Annotated in this window: 19 protein-coding genes, 2 tRNA genes and 1 pseudogene; 8 read left to right on the forward strand and 14 right to left on the reverse strand. The window is 49.2% G+C overall.

Annotated elements, in window-relative coordinates; all coding sequences use genetic code 11:
* Positions 1-57: 57 nt before the first annotated feature.
* From secF to HZ297_RS02610, 6 genes are all read right to left on the reverse strand, one after another.
* Positions 58-1,113 carry a protein translocase subunit SecF gene (gene secF, locus HZ297_RS02585; RefSeq protein ID WP_439333567.1) on the reverse strand — a complete coding sequence of 352 codons (1,056 nt, stop codon included), beginning with the start codon at positions 1,111-1,113 and terminating at the stop codon, positions 58-60.
* Between the two features lie 21 nt (positions 1,114-1,134).
* Entirely contained in the window at positions 1,135-3,018 is a 1,884-nt protein-coding gene (gene secD, locus HZ297_RS02590) for a protein translocase subunit SecD (RefSeq protein WP_178861409.1), read from the reverse strand.
* A 130-nt stretch (positions 3,019-3,148) separates the two neighbouring features.
* A complete protein-coding gene (gene yajC / locus HZ297_RS02595; RefSeq protein WP_178861410.1) occupies positions 3,149-3,478 on the reverse strand; it encodes a preprotein translocase subunit YajC in 330 nt (109 codons plus the stop codon).
* Positions 3,479-3,608: 130 nt separating this feature from the next.
* A complete protein-coding gene (tgt, locus tag HZ297_RS02600; RefSeq protein WP_178861411.1) occupies positions 3,609-4,727 on the reverse strand; it encodes a tRNA guanosine(34) transglycosylase Tgt in 1,119 nt (372 codons plus the stop codon).
* A 56-nt stretch (positions 4,728-4,783) separates the two neighbouring features.
* Positions 4,784-5,839, reverse strand: a complete 1,056-nt coding sequence (gene queA / locus HZ297_RS02605) for a tRNA preQ1(34) S-adenosylmethionine ribosyltransferase-isomerase QueA (RefSeq protein WP_178861412.1) — start codon at positions 5,837-5,839, stop codon at positions 4,784-4,786.
* A 147-nt stretch (positions 5,840-5,986) separates the two neighbouring features.
* Positions 5,987-7,915, reverse strand: coding sequence for an EAL domain-containing protein (locus HZ297_RS02610; RefSeq protein WP_178861413.1), 1,929 nt, complete (start codon positions 7,913-7,915; stop codon positions 5,987-5,989).
* Positions 7,916-8,154: 239 nt separating this feature from the next.
* Between HZ297_RS02610 and HZ297_RS02615 the strand changes: the two genes are divergently transcribed.
* A tRNA-Leu gene (locus HZ297_RS02615) sits at positions 8,155-8,241 on the forward strand.
* A 40-nt stretch (positions 8,242-8,281) separates the two neighbouring features.
* Positions 8,282-8,358: transfer RNA gene (locus HZ297_RS02620), tRNA-Val, on the forward strand.
* A 666-nt stretch (positions 8,359-9,024) separates the two neighbouring features.
* Here HZ297_RS02620 and HZ297_RS12230 read toward each other — a convergent pair.
* Positions 9,025-9,141, reverse strand: a pseudogene (locus HZ297_RS12230) (IS3 family transposase); the annotation flags it as partial.
* A gap of 119 nt (positions 9,142-9,260) precedes the next feature.
* Between HZ297_RS12230 and HZ297_RS02625 the strand changes: the two are divergent.
* The 6 genes from HZ297_RS02625 (at position 9,261) to HZ297_RS02650 (ending at position 18,552) form a co-directional block, all read left to right on the forward strand.
* A complete protein-coding gene (locus HZ297_RS02625) occupies positions 9,261-11,621 on the forward strand; it encodes a DUF4062 domain-containing protein (RefSeq protein ID WP_178861414.1) in 2,361 nt (786 codons plus the stop codon).
* A gap of 17 nt (positions 11,622-11,638) precedes the next feature.
* Positions 11,639-13,159 carry a hypothetical protein gene (locus HZ297_RS02630; RefSeq protein WP_178861415.1) on the forward strand — a complete coding sequence of 507 codons (1,521 nt, stop codon included), beginning with the start codon at positions 11,639-11,641 and terminating at the stop codon, positions 13,157-13,159.
* Positions 13,160-13,494: 335 nt separating this feature from the next.
* Positions 13,495-13,809 (forward strand): hypothetical protein, encoded by a 315-nt coding sequence (locus tag HZ297_RS02635; RefSeq protein ID WP_178861416.1) that lies wholly within the window; start codon positions 13,495-13,497, stop codon positions 13,807-13,809.
* A 306-nt stretch (positions 13,810-14,115) separates the two neighbouring features.
* Positions 14,116-15,672: an NADH-quinone oxidoreductase subunit L gene (locus tag HZ297_RS02640; protein WP_178861417.1), complete on the forward strand. Its 1,557-nt coding sequence runs from the start codon at positions 14,116-14,118 to the stop codon at positions 15,670-15,672.
* On the forward strand, positions 15,669-18,140 hold the full coding sequence (locus HZ297_RS02645) for a YbcC family protein (RefSeq protein ID WP_178861418.1): 2,472 nt from the start codon (positions 15,669-15,671) through the stop codon (positions 18,138-18,140). The genes HZ297_RS02640 and HZ297_RS02645 overlap by 4 nt, the downstream gene beginning before the upstream one ends.
* Before the next feature lie 112 nt (positions 18,141-18,252).
* Positions 18,253-18,552 carry a hypothetical protein gene (locus HZ297_RS02650; protein WP_178861419.1) on the forward strand — a complete coding sequence of 100 codons (300 nt, stop codon included), beginning with the start codon at positions 18,253-18,255 and terminating at the stop codon, positions 18,550-18,552.
* A 113-nt stretch (positions 18,553-18,665) separates the two neighbouring features.
* Here the strand turns inward: HZ297_RS02650 and HZ297_RS02655 are convergent, their stop codons facing one another.
* The 7 genes from HZ297_RS02655 to HZ297_RS02685 all read right to left on the reverse strand — a co-directional run bounded on the left by HZ297_RS02655 (position 18,666) and on the right by HZ297_RS02685 (position 22,668).
* Positions 18,666-19,610 carry a LysR family transcriptional regulator gene (locus HZ297_RS02655; protein ID WP_178861420.1) on the reverse strand — a complete coding sequence of 315 codons (945 nt, stop codon included), beginning with the start codon at positions 19,608-19,610 and terminating at the stop codon, positions 18,666-18,668.
* 13 nt (positions 19,611-19,623) lie between these two features.
* Complete coding sequence (locus HZ297_RS02660; RefSeq protein WP_178861421.1) at positions 19,624-20,247, reverse strand: BMC domain-containing protein; 624 nt, start codon at positions 20,245-20,247, stop codon at positions 19,624-19,626.
* The gene (gene rdgB / locus HZ297_RS02665) at positions 20,244-20,849 is read right to left on the reverse strand and encodes an RdgB/HAM1 family non-canonical purine NTP pyrophosphatase (RefSeq protein WP_246261573.1); all 606 of its coding nucleotides are present in this window, start codon (positions 20,847-20,849) and stop codon (positions 20,244-20,246) included. The genes HZ297_RS02660 and rdgB overlap by 4 nt, the downstream gene beginning before the upstream one ends.
* Before the next feature lie 4 nt (positions 20,850-20,853).
* Positions 20,854-21,261, reverse strand: a complete 408-nt coding sequence (locus tag HZ297_RS02670; protein ID WP_178861423.1) for a hypothetical protein — start codon at positions 21,259-21,261, stop codon at positions 20,854-20,856.
* A gap of 243 nt (positions 21,262-21,504) precedes the next feature.
* On the reverse strand, positions 21,505-21,852 hold the full coding sequence (locus HZ297_RS02675; RefSeq protein WP_178861424.1) for a hypothetical protein: 348 nt from the start codon (positions 21,850-21,852) through the stop codon (positions 21,505-21,507).
* A gap of 10 nt (positions 21,853-21,862) precedes the next feature.
* Positions 21,863-22,123 (reverse strand): 4a-hydroxytetrahydrobiopterin dehydratase, encoded by a 261-nt coding sequence (locus tag HZ297_RS02680; protein ID WP_178861425.1) that lies wholly within the window; start codon positions 22,121-22,123, stop codon positions 21,863-21,865.
* On the reverse strand, positions 22,120-22,668 hold the full coding sequence (locus tag HZ297_RS02685) for a ferritin-like domain-containing protein (protein WP_178861426.1): 549 nt from the start codon (positions 22,666-22,668) through the stop codon (positions 22,120-22,122). Before HZ297_RS02685 ends, HZ297_RS02680 begins: the two co-directional genes overlap by 4 nt.
* Positions 22,669-22,677: the final 9 nt, after the last annotated feature.

Genomic DNA, 22,677 nt, shown 5'->3' on the forward strand with positions numbered 1-22,677 from the left:
TTTTCAAAACTGAACAGGCCGGGTACATACCCGGCCTGTTCAGTTTGACAAACTCGATCAGTCTGGCGAGTTCTGCGCTTCTTTCTGGGCGTGCTTGCTGGCCTGGGCGCGTTCTCGCGCCTCACGCTTGCTCTCCTGCTCCAGGAAAATCCGCTGCAGTTCCGCCTCTTCGGCTTCGCGATCCGGCCCCTCTTTCGGCGCTTTCATCAAGTCCTCCTTGGAGACGCCCATGTACAGCGCCACCGCACTGGCCACATAGGTAGAAGAGTAAGTCCCCACAACAACCCCCACAATCAAGGCCATCGCAAAACCGTGGATGATCTCCCCGCCGAGGAAGAACAGGGCGATCAACACCAGCAACGTCGTCAGCGAGGTCATAATGGTACGCGCCAGCATATCGTTGACCGCGTCGTTGACCACCTTGACCGGCGTGCCTTCACGCATGATGCGGAAGTTCTCGCGCACGCGGTCGAACACCACGATGGTATCGTTCAGCGAGTAACCGATGACGGCCAGTATCGCCGCCAGTACGGTCAGGTCAAACTGCGTCTGCGTCCAGGCAAACACCCCGATGGTGATCACCACGTCATGGATCAGCGCCACCACCGAACCGACCGCAAAGCGCCATTCAAAGCGCAAAGCCACATAGATCAGAATCCCGATCAAGGCATACACTACCGCCAAAGCGCCGTCCTCGGTCAGCTCGCTGCCCACCTGCGGGCCCACGAACTCGACACGGCGCAGGGTGATGTCACCCGCCGCACCGGCGTGCAAAGCCTCCATCACCTGATTGCTCAACTGCGCGGAGTTCATCCCCTCGCGCGGCGCAATGCGGATCAAGACATCGGTGGCCGAACCGAAGTGCTGCGCCACCGCTTCGTCATAACCGGCGCTCGCCAGCTGGCTACGCACCTCACCCAGATCCACCGCCTGCGGATAGGAGACCTCGATGATCGTCCCGCCGGTAAAGTCGATACCGAAGTTCAACCCTTTGACCCACAGCCCCAGCAGCGAGGCGACAATCATCAGAATCGAAAACGCCACCGCCAGATGGCGTTTACCCATGAAATCAATCTGTTTCGGCATGGCGGCCTGTTCAGTTTGCATTGTCATTTCACTCATTGCGCCATACTCCTAAATAGACAGTTTTTCGACACGCTTGTTGCCGTACATCAGGTTGATGATGGCGCGCGTGCCCAAAATCGCGGTAAACATCGACGTGGCGATACCGATCGACAAGGTGATCGCAAAGCCTTTAATCGCGCCGGTTCCAAAACTGAACAGTACAATCGCCGCCAGCAAGGTCGTGATATTGGCATCGGCAATGGTCACAAACGCCTTTTCATAACCGGCGTAGATGGCGCTTTGCACCGAACTGGTTTTCAGCTCCTCGCGGATACGCTCAAAAATCAGCACGTTGGCATCGACCGCCATCCCCACGGTAAGGACGATACCGGCAATCCCCGGCAACGTCAGTGTGGCCTGCAGCATCGAGAGCACCGCAACAATAATCACCAGGTTCAACGCCAAGGCCAAATTGGCCACCATGCCAAAGGTTTTGTAACGCCAGGCCATCAGCACCAATACCAGCAGGAAGCCGACCACCACCGACATAAAGCCCTGGTCAATATTATCCTGACCGAGACTCGGCCCGACGGTGCGCTCCTCGACAATCTCCATCGGTGCGGCCAAGGCACCGGCACGCAGCAACAGCGCCAAATCCTGCGCTTCCTGCGGCGAATCCAGACCGGTGATCTGGAAGCGGTTGGCAAACTGGCCACGAATCACCGCCGCGTTGATGACATCGCGGGTGGTGATGCGTTTCTTGACCTTCTCGCCGTTGACTTCAACGGTTTCCACGCGGTTCTCGATATAGACCACCGCCATGCGGTTGCCGACATTCTCTTTGGTGGTCGCCAGCATCTTGCGTCCGCCCGCGCCGTCCAGCGTCACGCTCACCATCGACGAGCCCTGCTGCGGGTCGATGCCCGACTGCGCGTTGATGACGTTCTCACCGCTGACAATCACACTGCGCTGCAGCAGAATCGGCGTGCCGTCACGGAAGTGGTACAACTTGGCGCCGTGTGGCGCATAACCGGTTTTCTCGGCCTGCAGCGCATCGCCGCGCTCTTCCACCAAACGGAATTCCAGCGTGGCGGTCGCCCCCAGAATCTCCTTGGCACGGGCCGTATCCTGCACACCCGGCAACTGCACCACAATTCGGCGCTCACCCTGCTGCTGGATCACCGGCTCGGCAACCCCCAGCTCGTTGATACGGTTACGCAAGGTGGTGATGTTCTGCTGCAACGCAAACTTCTTGGTATCGGCAATCGCCTTGGGCGACAACGTCATCGCCAGCATCGGCGCGGCGCTTTCGGTATTGGGGAGAATGTTCAGATCTTCGCCAAAATTTTCGCTGAGAACGCCCTGCGCCTGCTGCATGGATTCAACATCGCGGAATTTAACCAACAGCTCTTCCGACTCGTACTCCACGCCCAGATAACGTACCTTGCTTTCACGCAGACGGCCTTTGATCTCGTCGACATAACGCAGATACGCTTTTTCGACCGCCGCGTCCATATCGACGTCCATCAAAAAGTGCACCCCGCCGCGCAAATCCAGGCCCAGATACATCGGCTGGGCGCCCAGATCACTCAGAAAGGCCGGTGTCGCCGGCGCCAGGTTCAACGCCACCACCGCCGAACGGCCCAGCGCATCCTTCAGCAGCGACTTGGCCTTGAGCTGGTCTTCGGTGTTGTCAAAACGGATGAGGAAACGGCCGTTCTCAAATTCCGTGGATTTAACCGCCAACTGGGCTTCACTGAGGATTTTATTCACCTCCTGCTCGGTCGCCGTATTGAAAGTCACCGACTTGGCCGGCGAAATCTGCACCGCCGGATCATCACCGAACAGATTCGGCGCGGCGTAGATCAGACCAATCACCGTGACCACCACCAACAACAGGTATTTCCAGGCGGGATAACGGTTTGCTATCACTTTTTGTTGTGTTTGAAACATAGTTGCATGTCCATTTCTAGGAAGACCCCGGGAAACCTCTTTTGTAAAAGCCGCAAACACTTTTAGGGTCATTACACAGGGTATTTAAACAACAAAAGGGGCAAAAGCCCCTTTTATTAACGTTTGACGATCATTCGCCTTTTAGCGTGCCTTTTGGCAACAAGCGCGCAATGTTCTGACGCTCGATTTTCACCACGACGTTATCGGCGATTTCCACATCGCAGAAAGTGTCGCTCAAGTCGCGGATTTTTCCGCCCATACCGCCGTAAGTCACGACTTCATCGCCTTTTTTCAAGGCTTCAACCAGGGCTTTGTGTTCTTTGACCTTTTTCTGTTGTGGGCGAATCAACAAGAAGTAGAACACCACAAACAACAGGATCAACGGAATCAATCCTTCCCATCCGCCGCCTTGGGCCGCTGCAGTTCCTTCTGCCATTGCATCGCTGATAAAAAAGCTCATAGTTTTCTCCTAATCGTATAAAACGTGTCTATTAAATCCCGCCTATTGTGGCACAGCTTTTGGCAAAAATCTGCTAAAAATGCCGCAAAAAAATCTCAACAGGCCACCCCTGCCAGGGCTTTAGGCGCCGTCAGCCTTCCAACGCTGGCATGGGCTGACCGATTCCCTCGTAGAATTCGGCCACAAACGCCTCCAGACGGTGCTCGGCAATCGCGTCGCGCAAGCCTTTCATCAGCGTCTGATAATAGTGCAGATTGTGGATCGTATTCAGTCGCGCCCCCTGAATTTCGTGACACTTGTCCAGATGGTGCAGATAGGCGCGCGTATAGTTCTGACAGGTGTAGCAGTCGCATTTGGGATCGAGCGGCAGCAGACTGGTCTTGTGTTTGGCGTTGCGGATTTTAACCACCCCTTCGGAGGTGAACAGAAAACCGTTTCGCGCATTGCGCGTCGGGATCACGCAGTCGAACATATCGATACCGCGACGCACCGCCTCCACAATGTCTTCCGGCTTGCCGACACCCATCAGATAGCGCGGTTTGTCCTTGGGCATATGCGGCTCGGTATAGTCCAGCGTCGCCATCATCTCCTCTTTGGGCTCACCCACCGACAGGCCGCCGATGGCGTAGCCGTCAAAACCGATGGCCTTGAGTTTGTCGATCGATTCGCGACGCAAATCCTCGTACATGCCGCCTTGGACAATGCCAAACAAAGCCGCCGGACTGTCGCCGTGGGCGTCTTTGGAGCGCTTGGCCCAACGCAGCGACAGCTCCATCGACATCTTGGCCACTTCGTGGCTGGCCGGATACGGGGTACACTCGTCAAAAATCATCACGATGTCCGACCCGAGTTTGCGCTGCACCTCCATCGACTCTTCCGGCCCCATGAAGATTTTGGCGCCGTCTACCGGGCTGCTGAAGGTCACGCCCTCTTCCTTGATTTTGCGCATTTTGCCGAGGCTGAACACCTGAAACCCGCCGGAATCCGTCAGGATCGGACCGTCCCAATGGGTAAAGTCGTGCAGGTCACCATGCAATTCGATAATGTCGGTGCCCGGACGCAGCGCCAGATGGAAGGTGTTACCCAAAATAATCTGCGCGCCGGTCGCCTTGATCTCCTCCGGCGTCATCCCTTTGACCGAACCGTAGGTGCCCACCGGCATAAACGCGGGCGTTTCCACATTACCGCGGGCGAATTTCAAGCGGCCGCGGCGCGCACGGCCGTCAGTTGTATCTAATTCAAATTCCATCTGTGTTCCTTAAGGGCGTTTGCAGACCGGCGCTTATGCACCCGGCCTGCTGAGTTTTAATCGGGCTGTTTCGGCAAAATCAACATGGCATCGCCGTAACTGAAAAAACGGTACTCTTGGGCCACGGCGTGGGCATAAGCGTGCATGGTGTGCTCGTAACCCGCCAGCGCGGACACCAGCATAATCAGCGTCGATTCCGGCAGGTGGAAGTTGGTGATCAGCCCGTCCACTTCCTTGAACTGATAGCCCGGCGTGATAAAAATGTCGGTTTCCCCCTGATAGGGTTCAATTTCGCCGGAAGCGCTGAAGCTGGCAGCACTCTCCAGACAGCGCACACTGGTGGTGCCCACGGCAAATACGCGTCCACCTTTGGCACGCGTCTGTCTGATCTGCTCCACCACTTCGGCGCTGACTTCCAGATATTCGGAGTGCATTTTGTGTGCGGCGATATCGTCCACCTGTACCGGCTTGAAGGTGCCGGCGCCGACATGCAAGGTCACAAAACCGAGCGTAACCCCTTTGGCCTTGATCTCGTCCAGCAAGGCTTCATCAAAATGCAGTCCGGCGGTCGGCGCGGCGACCGCACCGGGCTTGGCAGAATAGACCGTCTGGTAGCGTTCCATGTCCTCCGCCTGGTCTTCGGCGCGTTCAATATAAGGCGGCAACGGCATGTGGCCGTATTGCTCGATCAGACTCAAAGCGGGCGTATCGCTTAGCACCTTGAGCACAAACAGCGCGTCTTCCCGTCCGAGCACTTCCACCTCAAAGGCATCCTCGATCCTCAGCACGGCACCCGCCTTGGGCGACTTGCTCGAACGCACATGGCTTAACAGCGTATGTTCGTCGAGCACGCGCTCGATCAGCAGCTCGACCTTGCCGCCGGTCGCCTTCTGCCCGAACAGGCGCGCCGGAATGACCTTGGTATTGTTAAACACCAGCATATCGTTGGGCTGCAGGTAATCCAGCAGATCGGGAAACTGGCGATCGTTGAGGCTTTGAGGGAGAGGCAGGTTCGGATCGAGCACCAGCAAACGGCTGCCGCGTCGCTGAGCGGTGGGCTGCTGGGCAATCAGATGTTCGGGTAGATCAAAGAAAAAGTCTTGTCGTTTCACGCGGAAGCAGCGCCAGGGACTGCAAAACTGCAATCCGAAAGCGTCCATACAATAAAACGCGCTATTTTCGCTTAAAAAGCACTTGCATTCAAGCGCTTAGACAAAGGGAATAAAGAGAGCATCGCGCCGATGAAAACGGCAGCGGCGCTATTGCAGGCAGGCCCCGTTGGGAATACAACTGCCGGCTCCGAGTTTTGACAACGAAATATGTTCCGGCCCAACCGGACGGCTGAAAAGGTAGCCTTGGCCGATATCGCACCCCAAGTCCATCAACAACTGACGCTGCTCTTCGGTTTCGATGCCTTCCGCCACCACCACCAAATCCAGATCGTGCGCCAGGTTGATAATGGATTTGGCAATCGCATACTGACGTGAATCCTCCAGAATATTGACCACAAACGCACGGTCGACCTTGATGGTATCCAGCGGGAACATCGTCAGATAGTGCAACGAGGCAAAGCCCGTGCCGAAATCGTCCAACGCAATCGAAAAACCTTCCGCCTTGAGGAGTTGAATCTTTTCGATACTGCGTTCGATATTGTTCAACAGCACCGTTTCGGTCAGTTCGATCTGCACAGAAGCCGGGTTGACCCCCAAGCGTTTGAACTGGTTGATGGCCTGGTCGCAGAAGTTATCGTCCGCGAACTGGCGCGCCGACACATTGATGGAGTATTTCAGTTCAATCCCTTGGTGCTGCCATTTGGCGATTTGTCGTCCTGCCTGCGAAATCATGGATTCACTCAACATCCAGATCAGCCCGGTTTCTTCGGAAACCGGAATAAACACCGCCGGAGACGGCGCCAATTCGCCATCCGGCGAAATCCAGCGGGCCAATACCTCCAGGCCGATTGTCTGGCCGCTCTTCAAATCCACCAGCGGCTGATAGTGCGGCTGAATCAAACCGTCATGCAAGGCGTGTTTGAGCCTAGTCTGCAACCCGATCATCTGCGAGGCATGATCGGCCATCTCCTGAGAGAAAAATTTGAAATTCAACCCCTGATTTTTCGCCTGAAACATCGCCGCATCGGCGCTCTTGATCAAGGTTTCCGGTTCAAGCCCATCTTGAGGATAAATCGCAACTCCGGCACTGACGCCTACACTCAAATGGTGCCCGCTAACCACAAACGGCTCCTCCAGCAAGCGGTTAAACTGGGACACGCATCCCTGAATGGCTGCGGCTGAAACATCGCCCTTTTTAACAATGACAAACTCATCCCCGCCAAAACGGCTGATAAGGCCCTTGCTACTGTCCAAACAACTTTGCTGAAAACGCAGCGCCACCTGTCTGAGCAACTCATCCCCCATGGTATGGCCGTAGGCATCGTTGACATATTTGAAGCGGTTTAAATCCAAAAACATCACCGCAAACTTCTGCCCCCCTTCAGCGCCGCGATCCTTTTCAATCAGCTCATTCATATAATCGGCGATATAGCGGCGATTCGGCAATTCGGTCAGCGGGTCGTAAAACCCCATTTTTTTCAGTTTGTCCTCGGTCAAATGACGTTCAGTCACATCGATATTGGTGGAGCGCACCCCGATGATCTGCCCTTTTTCATCGTGGATAGGGCCGCATAAATGTTGCAGCCAGCGCACCGACCCCGATTTGGTGACAATGCGAAACTCAATATGCTCCGGATGACCGTTGCCGTTAACGTGGTGCAAATGCCCGTTCCATAACTCACGATCATCCGGATGAATAATACGATCCATAAAATTCGGCTGTGCATAGAACACGTCCGGTTCATAACCGGTCATTTCGAGCACCGCCGGCGAGACATACTCGTACTGCCCGGAAATGCTGCGGATGTAGGTGAACTCCAATGCAAAATCGACCGCCGCCTTGAAAAGCGAACTGTCACGCGCGGCCTTCGCCTTAAGCAGGTTAAGCTTGGTCAATAAAAAAGCCACCAAAAGGGCCGCCAACGCAGGCATGACAAAATACGAAAGCTTCATGTCGGCCTGCACCTGGCTGAACTGGATATAGGCAAATGGCATAATCAACAACAAACCGATGGCCACGGACTTTAAATAGATCAGCCACTTGTCTTTTGGATTAATGGTTTTGAATACGACCACTTATTACCCCTTGCTAGTGTTTCTTATTATCGGTCATAAAATTTTTAGAACTCGCATTATTAACAATTCCTATAAATGCGTCAAAACACTTAATTTTATCTGCACCCTAATTTTGTAAATACCGTGGTTGCGCGCCCAACGCAATAACAGATGACTATTTTGGGATTTTTTTAAATCAAATTGCATAAGCCGCTTGACACTTCCTAAAACCCTCTCTATAATCCGCATCCACAAACAGTGCCAGTGTGGTGAAATTGGTAGACACGACGGATTCAAAATCCGTTGCCCTTAAAAGCGTGGCGGTTCGAGTCCGCCCACTGGTACCATCCTTTAAGCTCCGCTTAATTGACACCCAACCCCTTATATACGACCGTAGCTCAGCTGGTTAGAGCATCACCTTGACATGGTGGGGGTCGGTGGTTCGAGTCCACTCGGTCGTACCAATTTTTACTTCAAAATCAATAAGTTACAAACTTGTTAATTCTCTTGATTCATAGCATACTCGACCTAGGAACCTGTATAAAAATAGGTTAGTAGCTCATATCCTCTTACATACTATCTTCTAAATATTTTTCAAAATCACAAAGCACTGGCTTATTACTCGAAAATTCGTCAGCCTCAGTTGAGACTACAGACCTTTTTGAATTTTTTATTGAGACCTGAAAACATATTCATCAGCGGTGTTGTGGATATTCAAGTCCCTTATCCAAACTTGAGGCAGCTTCAACGGGTTTTGCCCCCTTAAACTCTTTAGACCCCTTTGTAAGAATCCTCTTAATAAGATTTTGGAGGCCAACTCCAATTCCATTCGGTTGCCCCCCACAGAACTTATTCCCAGCGTTACTCCCACGTTTAGCTGTACGTAAGATCATAGGCTACCGCACTTAGGACAACTAGGAGAAATGTTTATAGGCTCTTCTTGCCTTACAACCCTCAGATTCTCGACATATTCTCTAGTCGTCTGCAATGAGCGCTCAAGCTTCCCTGACCCTATCGCCCCTGTGATTCTTCTAATGTCCTATTCAGACAGCACAGGCGTTTTCTTTGATTTGAGATATCTTACATAGCCCATGCCGTAAATCACATTAGGAGGCATATCAGTCACCTATATGCACCTTTCGTTTAATCCGCCATCGCTTGAGAAGTTGAGAGAAGCACTCAGCGATTGAATTGTCATTACAAGTGCTACAACTACTCATACTAACTTCTAGTCCATGATGTTTTAAGCGTTAGTTTTTATATACGTACAACAAACAATTAGATAAGATTGTTGGCCATAAAATCATTGCAGTGAGTGCCCTTGGATAAGGTGCCTTGTATTTTTTATTTTTTATACGGGTTGTGTATGGCGTTATTAAAAACAGCGGTATTTTTAGCATCAAGATTTTCAGAGTTTGAGTCCTTACGGTCAAAGTTGAATTTACTAATAACTAATTACCCCCATTTGCAGATGACTGCGTTAGATTTAAATAATGGAAGTGTTAGCCATCGTCCGCCATTAAAAGAGTGTTTAGGCTATGTGAAACAATCTGAGTTTATGATCTTGCTGATTGGAGACTCTTACGGAACCTTAGCACCAGACTCTAATGAATCATTTACCCATCTTGAATATCTTGAAGCAATTAAGGAAGAAAATAACACGCGTGTATTGGTATTCGGAATCGGGAGTTGCTATTCCGGTAACCGCATGCATTATTCGGATGATCCAAAGTTAGCCGCATGGCAAAGGCAAGTTGAAGAAAATCACACTATTGGCTTTTTTGAGCAAGGTATTTGCGAGAATGAAATCGCAGAAGAAATATTCAGAAAACTATTGGCCGCCATATATGAAAAACATTTTGGAGCACTCAGTTTAGCTGAAACAAGTGGCGAGTTTTCTTCTTTAGATGAGGACTTGGCTGAGTTTGTTTTGGACGATGCCGATATTGAGAAATTGGAAGAACGAAATTTTATAGAACCTCTTCTTGTAGATGATCCAATAGAGTTAAGGGATACTTTATCGGCAATCTCAAATCCTGCTTACGTCACTGCAATTGAGCAGAGAAAAGAGGCAAAAAATGCTATGGATATTGGAGAGTATGCTATAGCCGTTAAACACTTGAAAAAGGCACTAGATGTAAGGCCTTTAGACTTAATTTCTAATTATTGGTTGGCACAGTTATACATTGCTATGGATAAAAAATCTTTGGCAAATGAGTCAATAGACCTATCTCTTCGTGCGGCCAAAATTGCTAATCAAAATAACTTGCCATATAGAGCATCTGCATCATATATGGTTGCAGCTAAGGCAGCCAACTTAGCGGGACGTAACCAAGATGCAATTGAATTTGCTAAATCCGCTGTTGAGGTGGCGCCTAAGTTTTCTAGGGCTTACATAGGTCTAGCGAGGCAATATGTTTTGTCTGGGGCTTTCAATGAGGCCGTAGATAGCATTAAAAAAGCATTTGACATTTACCCCAGAAGCTTATCTGAGGCCAGCGGAGATCCTGTTTTCCAGCTGATTCGACCTCAAATCAAACAAATGGTTGAATCATTAAAAGAAAGACTTGGTTCTGATTTGATTAGTCTAAATCAAGTTGGAAAGCAATTAGCTGGGATTGAAAACTCTAAATGGGCTGAGCAACGTTCTGGTTCCAGCTCATTACCTTCCATTATCCGAGCCTGTAAAAATACAATAAAAGCACAACAGGAAATCGTTAAGAGACTTGCTGTCAAAGCTAATCGAGATCTTGCTGCTGTGGATGAAACGGCACAAGAACTACCTATTGAGCATGAGAAATTTGTCTTCCACAGTGTTAAAGCTGAGGCCTATATTTCAGAATGGTATATTCATGAAGGAGATGTCGTAAGACCAGGAGATAAAATTTGTACCATCTCATTTGTTCGATCCACAAAAAAAATCGATTGGTTCCATCGAGGAAGGGACAGTAGAAGGGTCATTAAATTAGCAGGGAGGGAGGATAAGCTCTCTGTTGCATCTCCAACGATTTATTCATTTGTACCTGCTAAATTACAAATAAAACCATTGTCAGGTGTTTTGAATTTTGAAAAAAAAATACAAGAAATTAATGGAAAGATATCTCAATTGCAGAGAGATAAAGAACAAATTCTTCAGAAAAAAGAAAATATTCCACAGAACATATTCTTGACCCTTCCTCCTTTACTATGGTTTGTGTTGTTAGGCGTAGTTTTGATTATCAGCATGAAATATGGGGTGTTTGGGTCGATTATATTCACCATTCTTATTATTGTTACCCTTATTGGGGTCGGTAAGCACTTAGACGGTAAAAGGGAAGAACGCATTGGGAAACAATTAAGCCCGCTGAATGAAGAAGAACGAATGCTTAGACTCGAAGTAATCGGCTATGAGAACCAGATTGTTGCACTGCATAATCAGGCAGAAATTTCGGCACAAAATGCTCAGAAAGCTTTAAAGATTTTTGAAACTACTTCACTTGCAAAACAATTTAATCTGAGTCCATTCAAAAGCTTGGCTAGTGGAGAGGCAGGGGATGTAATTCGACTGTTCAAAAAAACCTCCCAAAGCTTGAGTGATATTAAACTTCGTGAAGTTATTATTGTAGAGGATTTACCAGCATGGTTACGATACAGAGGATATGAGCAGAGCTTAACACATTTGTACAAAATTGAAAAAGTTGAAGGACGGAAAGTATTTTTATCACCTTTGGCTGTATATATCGATTAATCAGAGGTGAAACTTTAATGGCAATCCCACTACTTGTTGGTGTCGTTGGACATCGAAAGGTTTTGAAGGAATATCAGGGGCCAATCAAACAAGAGATATCAACTCAAATTGATCAATTGGTCGAGTTGGCCTCAAAACAGCATACTGAGGTTTTCATTGTTACTTCTTTAGCTGAGGGTTCTGATCGTTTAGCTGCAGAACTAGCGATAGAAAAAAAATTGAAGCTAGTGGTTCCGCTTCCAAAAGATGAGCACGATTACAAGAGAGATTTTCCATCTTCTGTTGAGGAGTATGAGTTCCTTGCCAGTGCTTCTATAAAAAAGTTTGTGACAGAAGGGAGTGGAGTGAATTCTTATGACAACTCCTCTCGCTGGATAGCAAAGCATTGTCAAATTGTCATTGCTGTTTGGGATGGCTCTTTTGATGATGTTAAACCAGGAGGTACTAGCCATACCGTAGACTTAAGAGTGAGTTTAAATAAACAAGAACATTCTCTTGAAAATATTGCTGGTTATTTGGGGCCTGTACTGCATATTTCATGCCCTAAACAATCAGGTGAAGTTTTGCAAAAAACAGTCTGGATATGGCCTGAAGGCGCATCTAAACTATCTATTTCTGAATATTTGCAACCCGTTTTTTATTTCAATACAGGCGTGTTGAATCTTGATAGTGAGAAGCTAATTACGTCTTTAAATTATTTGTCTGTAGAGAATCATCTTAATTCTATGATTGCAACTACATTCGCTCAAGCCGATGTGTATGCAATGGACTTACAGAAAAAATATATTGTTAATTTGGCATTAACTATTTTGACTGCTTTAAGTGGATATGCAATTCAGCAAACTGTTTCAAATTGGGTTGGTGCATTGTCTTCTTCACTATTAATAACGTTTGCATTAGTAATGATCGTATTTGCAAATAGAAGACGGTATCTGACAACGTATTTGGAATATCGCGGTCTCGCGGAAGTTTTAAGAATTTCTTATTTTTGGAAAGTATCAGGAATTAAGCATGTTCCGACGGATCGATTCTTGAATCATCATTGGGGTCACCTGTCATGGATCAGAAACACAATTAATGCACTTTGGATAGATGATAATATTCGGAATGACATAGAGTTGGCTAAAAAAGACTGGATTGATGATCAGCTGAATTACTATCAAGAACAACAAAGCAAGCTGCAGGAAACTGCAGGAAAGTGGAACACTTTTTCACTTATTATGTTCATAGCAAGTATGTTTTTAGCTTGGTTAAGTTTCCTTATTCCTAATTATTCCGATAGTCTTATTAGCTGGTCTGGAGTGTTTCTTCTTTTGTCGGCAGCAGTGAATCATTACGTACATGTCAGGGCTTTTGAAGCGCACGCTTTAAGATACAAAGCGATAACAACACCATTTCGGTGGGCAAAAGACATGTGGAACTATTCATCTTATCAGGAGAAGCAAAAAATAGTTAACGAACTTGGAAGTGAAGCGGCGGCAGAAATTTCAAACTGGTTAGAAACACACCGGACACGTCCGAATAAGTTACTTCGTTAATTTTTCTCTAATCACTAACGTGGAAATAAAATATCGTAAGTTTTAACTGAAAAAGTCACGACTTAATCTGATACTGCTCTTGGAAAGGAACGCATTCCTCGTTTTGATAATAGGTGTGAATTGAAGTGGTAAACAGCTTCACATCGCATCTAATTCGTCGATGCCGATTTATTAGGAAAAAGATCACGGAACCTCAGCATCCCGTCATTGCAAAAGACTTTGCCTCTCCCTGTATTAAGGCGCTAAAATGAAAAAATTGACGCGGGTGTACTTTATTCTTTTTTTTGTAAAAGCACCGGATAATAAATTGCGCGATTTATTGAGGAGATTGGGCAATGAGATTTTACATCGATCAATTTGGCAAGCCGTATATCCTGCAAGACAATCAATCCCACCTTGCCCTTCCCCACTGGGAGGAAATCACCTATGAAAGATGGGAGTTGGTTTATAAAAAAGGCAAGCCCAATAATTCCACAGCGTCCAAAACGGCAGAAGCCATAATAGATCGACTCAATCAGATCGATCACGAATCCATTCGGCCATTACGCGCTGTGGTTCTTAATCGAGCATCAGAAGAGGATTATCAAAAACTTGAGGCGCTTGATAATGAACGGACAAACCTAGTTGAAGAACTGGGAAGGCTTCTATAACCGCCATTCATTCTTTCTGGCAACAGCCACGGCTCTCATCTAACAGCTTTACCAAACCGTTAGCAAAACCACCGGAACTTGCCCGCTTACCTCTGCTCCCTGCCAGCCTTTGCATCCCCGTCCGACTTGCACCTCTTGTTGCAATCATTCTTCATAGTCTATGGGTTGTATTCGATTTCCCAATTTTTCATCAATAACAACATCTCCTAATATTGAATCAGTTTTTCAGCCGGCGTTTTAATCGCGCATACAGCGATTCAACAGAGCGCTGCGTCGAAATCAAATATCAGATAAAAGGAGTTTAGTATGAGCTTGCAATGGATCATACCCCTAATGGCATGGTTTATCCCATTCAGCTTATTTTTTGCCGCTATCACCAATGAAAGACGTGCCAGCTGGGGGGTTGCCAGAGGGGTCACCTTACTGGGCTTTGTTCTCGCAGTATTACTGGGACTGGGCCTCTCTTTAGATTGGTTAACGCTCGACAAAGAAGCGCGTTGGACATTGGCATCGGAAGCCAGCGCGATTATTCTCGGCCTGGTGACATTTATAGGCTTTATCAATGTCGGTTTTTCGCGGAGTTACATGTCCGGCAACAGCGAAGATGAAAAGCGCTATTTACGTTGGCTATTGGTCACCCTGGGCAGTGTTGCGATCGTGATTGCAACCAACCATATGCTGATTTTGGTATTGGGTTGGCTTGCGATTACGTTAAGCCTGCATCGCTTGTTGATTTTTTATCCGAACCGCCCCCGAGCAGTGTTGGCAGCCTACAAAAAATTCATCTTCGCCAAATTTGCCGAAGTCTGTCTATTAAGTGCTGTTCTGATTCTGCACTACGTACATGACACTTGGTTTATCAGTGAAATCTATCAACAAGTGAAGGCATCGGAAAGCCTTAATAGCTGGGAACAGCTGGCCGCTTTGCTATTGGCTTTGGCTGCATTGGTTAAATGCGCCCAGCTACCGCTGCATGGCTGGTTAATCCAGGTGGTAGAGGCGCCCACACCGGTTTCGGCCTTATTGCATGCAGGGATTATCAACCTTGGCGGCTATCTTTTGATCGTGTTCGCTCCGTTGATTGTGATGTCCGATATTGCACAGTGGATGCTGTTAGTGGTGGGCGGAATCACCACTGTTCTGGCGGCGCTGGTCATGATGACACGTGCATCGGTCAAGGTTCGTCTGGCCTGGTCGACCATGTCGCAAATGGGACTGTTGATGGTCGAATGCGGCCTGGGGCTGTTCGAATTGGCGCTGCTGCACCTGATTGCCCACTCCTGTTACAAGGCTTATGCATTCCTGAACTCTGGATCGGAGGTCGAGTCCAGCATTAGCCGAAGACTCTCTCAAGCCGAAGCGCCCAGAAAATCAGACTGGCTCATTGCAGGCACCTTTTCTCTCTCTTTGGTAGGAGGAATGGTGTGGCTGTTTGACGCCACACCGCCTTACAGCCCCTGGTTGCTTTTTGCAATCGCTTTGACGCTGTTAGTGGCTGAAAGACGCGGACGTTTGTCGGTAACGGGGATGTCTGAAATGGTATGGCTGAGTGCTTTTTTACTCATCGTATACAGCCTGCAAAAATCCGGTTTAGGTCTGGTTATCGACAATCAACAAACCAGCGTAGGCTGGCCTGGAGACCTTTGGATCAGCCTGTTATTGCTGCTGTTGATGACCGGCTACCTGCTGCTGCGTTATCACCATAATCTACCTTGGATGATGAAAGTCAGACGGGTTTTTTATGCGGGATTTTATTTGGATGAACTGGTCACCCGTTTGAACTTGAGAGTCTATCCAACCCGTTTACCTATCCGATTCAAGCCGAAAAAATTACAGATTCCCAAAGAGGAGTTGTACCAATGATGAGATCAACACAAAAATCATCAGCGAGCCTGGCCTCCATTCAGGCTCAGCCATTGGCGCCAAATTTATCTGAAATCCAGAGGGAAAAGCTCTCGGCCGCGTGCGCCAGAATTGCCCCTACCTGGCCTTTGGATGAGTTGGTTGCGGTGAATCCCTGGTGGGAAATGCGTGATGAACACTTTTCAACGGTTTCAGCAAAACTCACCGCGCTCAGTCAGGCTCAATGCCTGATGCCCAAGTCCTATTTTCAGGAAATCTGGATTGAAAATCTTTCGCCCAAGCATTTGCAGCAGGCCATCGACGAGTCTGGGACGGAATTTACGATAGAAAACCTTGAGCGTTTCCTTATCGAAGATGACGAGCATACTCATTGGCACAATATCAGCGATTTTGTGGATAGCGGAAGGGATCGCAAATACAAGATGGCCTGGCGTGACGAAATCACCCATCAAATCAGCCAGTTCTGCGCGGACTTTTTTCGTTTCCGCGAACATAAGTCCTCGTACGCCGAAACCTACCAGGGACTATACAGCGAATGGCTCGCCACAACCCGTCAGGACAAAGGGATCGAGATTCTGATGGCCGAAGACGGCTTGACAGAGCAGTTTATGAGCTTGCCCGAATCGGCAGAAGGTCTGCTGGCGGAAGCCTTGACGGTATTGCGGGTAACCGAAGAGCGGATTAGCGATTATGCCCATGCGCTGCTGCTGGACATCAATGGCTGGGCTTCCTGGGTGGCCTACCTGCGTTGGCAGGATAAATTGGATGGGGTTGAAAATCATCTGATGCTCGACCTGCTGGCCATCCGCATCGCCTGGGAACGGGTCTTGTGGCGCCATCAGAAATTCCACGACAGAGCGGTATTCAATGAGCTGAAGGTGATGTGGCGCCATCAGATGAATATTCTTCCGGAACTGATTGAAACGCATCGAGCAGCCCAGGCCAAACGATGGATTTGGCAAAGAGCAGCGGAGATCGCCCATCAATCGGCAACCCATCAGCAGTTAAAACACGCCCATGAAATGAATACCGGCAAAGAACAGATACAGCCGAAACTTCAGGCGGCATTCTGCATCGATGTGCGTTCGGAGGTCATACGTCGTGCCCTTGAAGCCCAAGACCCCGGCATTGAAACCATCGGTTTTGCAGGGTTCTTCGGCTTGCCGATTGAATACCAGCCGATCGGCACCGAGTTTACCCGTCCTCAGCTGCCGGCCCTGCTAAAACCGCAGATGCGGGTCAAGGCGATTCCATCCTGCAAGCAGGACGCTGTCACTCAGAAAGCGCTTAACAAAAAAGCCCGCTGGATCGAGTGGGGCAATGCCGCTCCGGCGACGTTCAGCATGGTTGAGGCAACCGGTTTGATATATGCGTTCAAAATGCTACGCAACAGTCTGTTCCCGCACGAGCATCAACACCCGATCAACCATCTGCCAACCACAGATGAATTTGAGTTGCTGCAAAATGAATCACCGTTGACGCTCGCACAAAAAGCAGATCTGGCAGCGGGAATTCTGCACGGCATGGGGCTTGAACGAAATATCGCCGAGACCGTCATACTTATCGGTCATGGCAGCAGCAGTTGCAACAATCCGCATGCGGCAAGCTACGACTGCGGTGCCTGCGGCGGTCAAACCGGTGAAATCAATGTCCGCGTGTTGAGTTTCCTGCTGAATGACAGCGAGGTACGTGAGGCTCTGCATGAACGCGGCATCAACATCCCCAAAAGCACGCTTTTTGTCGCGGCCATGCACAACACCACCACCGACGCCTTTACCTTTTATGGCCCCGAAGTACTGGATGAGCAAATCAAAAACTGGTTCTTCCGGGCTTCGGAGCTGGCCATGCAGGAACGGGCGATGCGGTTGGGACTTGAACATTTGCAGGGCAAGGAGGTGTATGCGTCGATTCAGCGTCGCGCCAAAGACTGGTCTCAGGTCAGACCCGAATGGGGGCTTTCCGGCAACTCCTCGTTTATCGTTGCGCAGCGCAAACGCACGCGTGGACAACATTTTGATGGCCGGGCCTTTCTGCATGATTACGATTGGCAGCAGGACCCGGACGTATCGCTACTCACGCTGATTATGACCGCCCCCATGGTCGTCACCAACTGGATCAATCTGCAATACTACGCCTCGGTATGCGATAACCATGTTTATGGCAGCGGCAACAAGGTACTGCATAATGTCGTTGACGGCTCCATCGGCGTCTTCGAGGGCAATGGCGGTGATCTGAGAATCGGCCTGCCGTTGCAGTCGCTGCATGACGGCAATCAATGGATGCATGAACCTCTAAGGCTCAGTGTGTATATCGATGCACCAAGAAACTACATCGAAAAAGTCGTTAACGAGCAAGAGGTCGTACGGCAGCTGATCGACAACGAATGGCTCTACTGTTTCCGCTGGGATCGGGACGGCTCGCTGGAACGTTTCCTCAAACAAGAGTGGATCGATCAAACCGCCATTTAAGCAGCGGGAAAAGAAACCGTAGGGTTTCTTTTCCCGTTTTTATCACGCAAACGTATACTTTTAATCACGATATCCTCAGCGGATAACCGTAAGGAATGAATAGGAGAAAAGGATGGTACAGACATACGAAGACCTGCATGAACAGGTGTCATCTGTTTTAGGTCGATTTTTAGCGTCTGACAACCAGGCCGCCATTACGTTTAATATCGAAGAGAGCGGATTGTGCGCGCTGAAAAACCAAAGCAACGGCAATCAATTCAAGTTTATGTTGGCCCGCTTTGGCGACGAATATAAGGTTGGATTTGCCTTTTTCGAGGCACATCAACCCCAGCCCGTCTGGATTGACGATGTGCTGAACGCCAACTTCGATGAAGGGTTTATCAACACCCTCATTACAGAGCATCTGATCTAGGTAAGCTGGCTGAAATTCAGCCTAAAAAAAAGCCAAAACCGGAAAGTTTTGGCTAATCTAGACATTCTAAATGGTCAAAATAACAGGCCTATCTAAGGGAATTATTCAGGGAATTATGGCAATTGGATATAATCCGTTCCCTTCTCTTTCAGGAAAGCTAAAAATTCTCTTGCCAGCAACGAGAGTTCTTTTCCGGCCGGAAAAACGATATTCCACTCCTTTTCAATCGGAAACCCTTCAACCTCCAGTTCGACGATCGGCCCCTCTTTCTGCTCCAGATAAAGCGCGTGTTTTGAAACGCAGGCAACGCCAAGCTCCCCGACCACGCAGTGCTTAATGGCCTCATTGGTCGCCAACGTCAAACGTTCGTTAACGCTTAACCCCTGTTCCTGAAAAAGCTGTTCCACCGCCATACGGATACCCGAACCCTCCTCGCGCATAATGAAAGGTTCTTTGGCAAGGCGTTTCAGACTGACTTTTTTGCCCACCAGGGGATGATTGCGGTTTGCGATCATCACCAGCGGATTGGGCACAAAAGGGTGGATGTCCAAGGCATAGTTGCTATTCGGGATTTGCCCGACAATATAGATGTCATCCATATTGTGCTCAATACGTTTCAATAATCCTTCACGATTGGTGATGGTCAAGCCCAGATCGATGTCCGGATATTTTTTGCAGAACTTGCCCAGGGCAATCGGCATGAAATATTTTGCCGTGGATATCACCGCCACTCTTAACTTCCCGCGTTTCATACCGCGGAAATCGTCCAACATGATTTCCAAATTGGAAAAGTGATTCAAAACCTCGCGGCAGCTGCACGCCACCTGCTCTCCGACTTCGGTGAGGTAAATACTCCGGCCGATCTGTTCGTACAAAGGCATCTCAATCGCTTCAACCAGACTTTTTACCTGAGCCGAAACGGTCGGCTGCGTCAGATGCAGCTCTTCCGCTGCCCGCGTAAAACTCAAATTGCGCGCGACCGATTCAAAAACCTGAATCTGTCGCAAAGTGGCATGCCGGATTAAAAAGTTTTTCTGTAGCGGCAAAGCATCGCTCATAAAAGCCTCCATTTTACTGGTTTCCTCGGCAGGTCAATTTTGACAACGCCGCATTGGCAGCTCTGGCTGCTTCATTAATATCGTCTTCTTTCCCGCTCATCAGCAGACGTCCGTAAGCACCGACCGCACGGGCTTCCACCAAGGTGACATTGGCCGCTTTCTCGGCCTCATTGGCGGCATAAATGATGTATCCCGCCGGCTCGGTTTCCATAATAAACATACTTTGCCCCGGCATAATCATCGAACCTTTGCGGTTGTCGCGATTAATCAGGGTAGCATGGTCGGCCGTCACCCCCCTAATCACCTCACTCCACATCACCACACATTGCTGGCGATCAAATTCATGGGTATTGAGATGTTTGAGAATATGCCGACCGCTTTCCAAAACATCACTCTGATCGCGGTGATGAATCACGGTTGAACCGTAGGCGCGCTCAACAATCTGCTGCGCCAAACGCACATTAGACGCCTTCAGCGCAATATCCGACAAGCGATGAACCGCCATCCCCGGGGCCACCTCAACCCACAGGCAAGAATCCCCCGGAACGGGCAAGAAACCCATCGAGGCGGTAGCCATATAGGAAGCCAGCTGCGGCTGCAGCGAATCCAGAAACACATAGGTTCGCAACTCAATCATAACGACACCCTCTGTTGTAACTGATTCAAGACAGACTGTACAGCCTGTGCCCGGTGGCTAATTTTGTTTTTAACCTCTGGCGGAATCTCAGAAACCGCTTTGACCAATCTTGGAATCCACATAACGTCATCATAACCGATCCCCTGACCGGTCCTTCTTTCCATTAAAACTTCACCATACAGATGCCCAACGCCAACCAGCGGCATGGGATCCTCGGCGTGCTCCACATACACCACCGCACACGAATAACGGGCCTGACGCTGCGAATAGGGAACCCCCCGCAGATCGGCGAGCAATTTCTGCAGGTTGCGCTCGTCGGAGGTACCGCCAGCGCTGCCCGCGGCATAACGCGCCGAAAAGATGCCCGGCTTGCCTGCCAGCGCAGAAACCTCGATGCCGGAATCATCCGCCAGCGCCGGCAAGCCCGTTCTCTGGCTGGCAAAGCGGGCCTTTTTGAGCGCATTTTCAATAAAACTCAAACCGTCCTCCACCGCCTCTTCCTTGAAAAAGCGCGTTTGTGGTACCGCCTCTAAACCGGCGCGCGCCAGAATCGGCGCAATTTCTGCCATCTTGTTGGGGTTGGCTGTTGCTAAAACGATCATGCGATTACCTGTCATTTAACGGATTGTCTACATCGCCAGCTGACGAAAACATCAGCACCGCGATGCCGTCTTCACTGAACTCGTTGATCTTTTTTTTCAGCAAGGCATGCTCATCCTCGTTTACCGACACCATCAACATCATATTCTTTTCCAGTAACGGCTGAATCATCTCAAAGTCGGGCGAACTATCGCCAATCACCTCGCTGAGAGGACTGACCTTGAGTCCGAGTTTTTTCAACTCCAGCAGGACTTCGCGCTCCATTAACCGGCTGGCCAGTATTTGAATCATTTTGTCCGGGCCGTGTGATTGAGCCGTATCGTTTATGCGCTGCAATAAAGAGAGATCGGGGAGAACAACATCCCTATTAAAACTCCAGCTTTCCGTTTCGCTATTGTCTTCAATCCATTCCATAGCGTTCCCTTCCATGTGCTCTATCTATAACCTGTCAACCATCATATTGAATTTACAGATATTTTATAAATTGAAATTTCTGGCAACTTCTATAGATTCAAGTGAATGGATCAAAACAGATTCAATCTCCACTGCATCAGGCAAACAAAACACACAGATAAAAAAAAGGGGCAGAACCGGTACTACCCCTAATTGGCTAAGACTATTTTCCGGTTAACGGCCTCTTTGCAGGCAGATCAATCACTAATCAGGCCACACTCTTCTTCGGGGAAAGACTTTGATCTGATCGGCGATATGATCGGAAACAGGCTCCATTTTCGGCTCCATGACTTTGTTATTGCCAACAGAGCTCGGCGCGCCGGTTTTCTGCGCCGCGCCGCTAGTTTCTGCCGCCGGCTTGCTAGCGGTTTTAGCCGCAGGCTTAACCGTAGTTTTAACCGCTTCTGGCGCGGCCGTTTTTTCTGCTATGGCCTCGCTGGCTGGCCCTTCACCGGCCTGTTCAGTTTTGGCCGTGTCCGCTTTGGCCGTGCTGTTCGCAACGGCTTTTGGCGCCGCCATACCCGGCCTGTTTGAATTTTTGGACGTCGTCATGCTGTGCTCCTTATGGCTGCTGAGTGACACGCTGGAAACTCTTATCAATCCCGTCAGCCAGGTCAAAATCACTCTTTCCGAGCGTGCCTGTTTTGGCGTAAATAATCACCGCCACATGCTCTCTGCCAAAGCTGATATTGGCATGGTGGTCCAAGCGTTCTGACTCCTCGGCAATCTGGTCTAAAAAGCTTCTCAGCTTCTCAAAACTGTCAAATTCAAAGCGGGATTCCAGACTGCCCGGTTTATCCTTTTGTTTCCATCGTTCATTCATATAAAGCTCCTAGCTGGCTGATACGCCTGTGTCAGGTTATGGAAATACTCCTCCAACCAAGACTGTACCCTCATCAACTGAGACTGCTCTTCCTCCAACAGACGGCTGAAAAGCGCATGGTCTTCATAGGCACTGAAATTGGCACAATATTGCGCCGCTTCGGAATACAGCTGAATCAACGCGATTTCACGTTCTTCGCAACTTCTCAAGGCTTCGGCAATATTCGTCGCCGGACCGGCCGGACGTAAAACACTCCCGGCAGGCAAAGCGCCCTGCGCCACCATACGATCGGTGATCAGGTTCGCATGCTGGAACTCTTCATTAGCCAAGGTGACAAAGGCTTCCGCATACGGAATCTCCTGACGGAATTTTGCCAACGAAGCCTGTGCGAGATAATGCTGACCGGCTGAAAACTCCAGGCTCAATGCCCGTCCCAAATACCCCAGAATCTGACTATTTGCAGTCGCGGTCTGTGCTTGCGGTACTTGAGGATAAGAACCAAAACCCGGCATTACACTGCCCGGCATTCGTCCAGAATAGCGCATGTCTTTCTC

Source organism: Thiomicrorhabdus cannonii, from assembly GCF_013391695.1.
In the GTDB taxonomy this organism is placed as follows: domain Bacteria; phylum Pseudomonadota; class Gammaproteobacteria; order Thiomicrospirales; family Thiomicrospiraceae; genus Thiomicrorhabdus; species Thiomicrorhabdus cannonii.

Excerpts from the sequence above, each read along its gene's own strand:
- secF (WP_439333567.1), bottom strand. The coding sequence starts at position 1,113 with ATGACAATGCAAACTGAACAGGCCGCCATGCCGAAACAGATTGATTTC.
- secD (WP_178861409.1), bottom strand. The coding sequence starts at position 3,018 with ATGTTTCAAACACAACAAAAAGTGATAGCAAACCGTTATCCCGCCTGG.
- yajC (WP_178861410.1), bottom strand. The coding sequence starts at position 3,478 with ATGAGCTTTTTTATCAGCGATGCAATGGCAGAAGGAACTGCAGCGGCC.
- tgt (WP_178861411.1), bottom strand. The coding sequence starts at position 4,727 with ATGGAATTTGAATTAGATACAACTGACGGCCGTGCGCGCCGCGGCCGC.
- HZ297_RS02625 (WP_178861414.1), top strand. The coding sequence starts at position 9,261 with ATGGCGTTATTAAAAACAGCGGTATTTTTAGCATCAAGATTTTCAGAG.
- HZ297_RS02630 (WP_178861415.1), top strand. The coding sequence starts at position 11,639 with ATGGCAATCCCACTACTTGTTGGTGTCGTTGGACATCGAAAGGTTTTG.
- HZ297_RS02635 (WP_178861416.1), top strand. The coding sequence starts at position 13,495 with ATGAGATTTTACATCGATCAATTTGGCAAGCCGTATATCCTGCAAGAC.
- HZ297_RS02640 (WP_178861417.1), top strand. The coding sequence starts at position 14,116 with ATGAGCTTGCAATGGATCATACCCCTAATGGCATGGTTTATCCCATTC.
- HZ297_RS02645 (WP_178861418.1), top strand. The coding sequence starts at position 15,669 with ATGATGAGATCAACACAAAAATCATCAGCGAGCCTGGCCTCCATTCAG.
- HZ297_RS02650 (WP_178861419.1), top strand. The coding sequence starts at position 18,253 with ATGGTACAGACATACGAAGACCTGCATGAACAGGTGTCATCTGTTTTA.
- HZ297_RS02655 (WP_178861420.1), bottom strand. The coding sequence starts at position 19,610 with ATGAGCGATGCTTTGCCGCTACAGAAAAACTTTTTAATCCGGCATGCC.
- HZ297_RS02660 (WP_178861421.1), bottom strand. The coding sequence starts at position 20,247 with ATGATTGAGTTGCGAACCTATGTGTTTCTGGATTCGCTGCAGCCGCAG.
- rdgB (WP_246261573.1), bottom strand. The coding sequence starts at position 20,849 with ATGATCGTTTTAGCAACAGCCAACCCCAACAAGATGGCAGAAATTGCG.
- HZ297_RS02670 (WP_178861423.1), bottom strand. The coding sequence starts at position 21,261 with ATGGAATGGATTGAAGACAATAGCGAAACGGAAAGCTGGAGTTTTAAT.
- HZ297_RS02675 (WP_178861424.1), bottom strand. The coding sequence starts at position 21,852 with ATGACGACGTCCAAAAATTCAAACAGGCCGGGTATGGCGGCGCCAAAA.
- HZ297_RS02680 (WP_178861425.1), bottom strand. The coding sequence starts at position 22,123 with ATGAATGAACGATGGAAACAAAAGGATAAACCGGGCAGTCTGGAATCC.
- HZ297_RS02685 (WP_178861426.1), bottom strand. The coding sequence starts at position 22,668 with ATGCGCTATTCTGGACGAATGCCGGGCAGTGTAATGCCGGGTTTTGGT.